The 2,916-nt window shown below is 74.6% G+C and carries 2 protein-coding genes and 1 pseudogene; all 3 read left to right on the forward strand.

Features of this window, described 5'->3' with window-relative positions:
- Positions 1-385 (forward strand): annotated as a pseudogene (locus GT030_RS33335) (ammonium transporter); the annotation flags it as partial.
- On the forward strand, positions 382-720 hold the full coding sequence (locus tag GT030_RS33340) for a P-II family nitrogen regulator (RefSeq protein ID WP_086694274.1): 339 nt from the start codon (positions 382-384) through the stop codon (positions 718-720). The pseudogene GT030_RS33335 and the gene GT030_RS33340, both read left to right, overlap by 4 nt.
- A gap of 25 nt (positions 721-745) precedes the next feature.
- Positions 746-2,916 (forward strand): [protein-PII] uridylyltransferase (locus GT030_RS33345; RefSeq protein WP_161204265.1); only part of this gene is annotated, 2,171 nt, incomplete at its 3' end.

The following is a 2,916-nucleotide window of genomic DNA, read 5'->3' on the forward strand; positions in this document are numbered from 1 at the left end:
CTACGACGACTCCCTCGACGTCGTCGGCGTCCACATGGTCGGCGGCATCGTCGGCTCCCTCCTCATCGGCTTCTTCGCCACCGGTAAGGGCCAGTCCGACGCGGCCGGCGTCTTCTACGGCGACCACTCCTTCGACCAGCTCTGGAAGCAGTGCGCCGGCGTCTTCGCCGTCCTCGCCTACTCCCTGCTGGTCTCCGCCGTCCTCGCCTTCCTCCTCGACAAGACCCTCGGGATGCGGGTTCCCGAGGACGAGGAGGTCTCCGGCATCGACCAGTCCCAGCACGCCGAGACCGCGTACGACTTCAGCGGCACCGGCGGCGGAGTCGTCGGCGGCTCCACGGCCCAGGCGCTCGCCGCCGCGAAGAACAAGAAGGTGGACGCATGAGGCTCATCACGGCGGTCGTCAAGCCGCACCGGCTCGACGAGATCAAGGAAGCCCTCCAGGCGTTCGGTGTCCACGGACTCACCGTCACCGAGGCCAGCGGCTACGGCCGCCAGCGCGGGCACACCGAGGTCTACCGGGGCGCCGAGTACACCGTCGACCTCGTCCCCAAGATCCGCATCGAGGTGCTGGCCGAGGACGAGGACGCCGAGCAGCTGATCGACGTCCTCGTCAAGGCCGCCCGCACCGGCAAGATCGGGGACGGCAAGGTCTGGTCGCTGCCCGTCGAGACCGCCGTCCGCGTCCGCACCGGCGAGCGCGGCCCGGACGCGCTCTGACACGAGGAAAGACAGGAGTCGCTGGGTGACGCGCACGGACGACCACAAGACCGACGACACGGGACCCAGCGGCTACGCGGCGGCCCGGCTGCACCTCCTCAACGAGGGGGCGCGGTCCGGGCCGCCGCGCCGTACCGCCCTCGCCGGACTCACCGACGACTGGCTGGCCGGCCTCTTCACCGCCGCCGCCCCCACCGCCAAGGGCATCTCCCTCGTCGCCGTCGGCGGCTACGGACGCGGCGAACTCTCCCCCCGCAGCGACCTCGACCTGGTGCTCCTGCACGACGGCAGCGACCCCGCTGCCGTCGCCGCCCTCGCCGACCGCCTCTGGTACCCCGTCTGGGACCTCGGCATCAGCCTCGACCACTCCGTCCGCACCCCCGCCGAGGCGCGGAAGACCGCCGGCGAGGACCTCAAGGTCCAGCTCGGCCTCCTCGACGCCCGCCACCTCGCCGGTGACCTGGGCCTCACCGCCGGACTGCGCACCGCGATCCTCGCCGACTGGCGCAACCAGGCGCCCAAACGCCTCCCCGAACTCCAGGAACTCTGCGCCGAACGCGCCGAACGCCACGGCGAACTCCGCTTCCTCCTCGAACCCGACCTCAAAGAAGCCCGGGGCGGACTCCGCGACGCCACCGCCCTGCGGGCCGTCGCCGCCTCCTGGCTCGCCGACGCACCCCGCGAGGGTCTCGCCGACGCCCGCCGCCGCCTCCTCGACGCCCGCGACGCCCTCCACCTCGTCACCGGCCGCGCCACCGACCGCCTCGCCCTGCAGGAACAGGACCAGGTCGCCGCCGAACTCGGCCTCCTCGACGCCGACACCCTGCTCCGCCAGGTCTACGAGGCCGCCCGCGTGATCTCCTACGCCGGTGACGTCACCTGGCGAGAGGTCAACCGCGTCCTGCGTGCCCGCGCCGTACGCCCCCGGCTGCGCGCCATGCTCGGCGGCGGCAAACCCGTGGCCGAACGCTCACCCCTCGCCGAAGGCGTCGTCGAGCAGGACGGCGAGGCCGTCCTGGCCCGCACCGCCCGCCCCGAACGCGACCCCGTACTGCCCCTGCGCGCCGCGGCCGCCGCCGCACAGGCCGCCCTCCCGCTCTCCCCGCACGCCGTACGGCGCATGGCCGCCACCGCGCGCCCCCTCCCCACCCCCTGGCCCGCCGAGGCCCGCGAACAGCTCATCACCCTGCTCGGCTCCGGACGCCCCACCGTCGACGTGTGGGAAGCCCTGGAGGCCGAGGGCCTGATCAGCCGGCTGCTCCCGGACTGGGAACGCGTCCGCTGCCGCCCCCAGCGCAACGCCGTCCACCTCTGGACCGTCGACCGGCACCTCATCGAGACCGCCGTCCGCGCCTCCGCCCTCACCCGCCGCGTCAGCCGCCCCGACCTGCTCCTGGTCGCCGCCCTGCTGCACGACATCGGCAAGGGCTGGCCCGGCGACCACTCCGTGGCCGGCGAGATCATCGCCAAGGACGTCGCCGCCCGGCTCGGCTTCGACCGCGCCGACGTCACCGTCCTCGCCACCCTCGTCCGGCACCACCTGCTGCTCGTCGAGACCGCCACCCGCCGCGACCTCGACGACCCCGCCACCGTCCGCGCCGTCGCCGATGCCGTCGGCAGCGAGAGCACCCTGGAACTCCTGCACGCCCTCACCGAGGCCGACGCCCTGGCCACGGGCCCCGCCGCCTGGTCCACCTGGCGCGGCTCCCTCGTCAGCGACCTCGTCCGCCGCGTCTGCGCCGTACTCGCCGGTGAACACCCCGGCACCGAGCCCGAACCCGCCGCGCCCACCGCCGAAGAGGAACGCCTCGCCATCGAGGCCCACCGCACCGGCGGGCCGGTCCTCGCCCTGCGCGCTCAGGCCGAACCCGGCCCGCCGGAGGAGTCCGCGGAGGCGGGCGAACCGCTCGGCGTCGAGCTGGTCATCGCCGTACCCGACCAGCCCGGCGTGCTGCCCGCGCTCGCCGGGGTCCTCGCCCTGCACCGGCTCACCGTCCGCACGGGCGGGCTGCGCACGCTGCGGCTGCCCGACGACGTCGATGACGACGGCTCCGTCCTGCTGCTCGACTGGCGGGTCGCCGCCGAGTACGGCTCGCTCCCGCAGGCCAGCCGGCTCCGCGCCGACCTCGTCCGCGCCCTCGACGGCTCCCTGGACATCATGAGCCGCCTCGCCGAACGCGACGCCGCCTACCCCCG

The sequence above is a fragment of the Streptomyces sp. SID1328 genome (assembly GCF_009865595.1).
Taxonomy (GTDB): domain Bacteria; phylum Actinomycetota; class Actinomycetes; order Streptomycetales; family Streptomycetaceae; genus Streptomyces; species Streptomyces griseoluteus.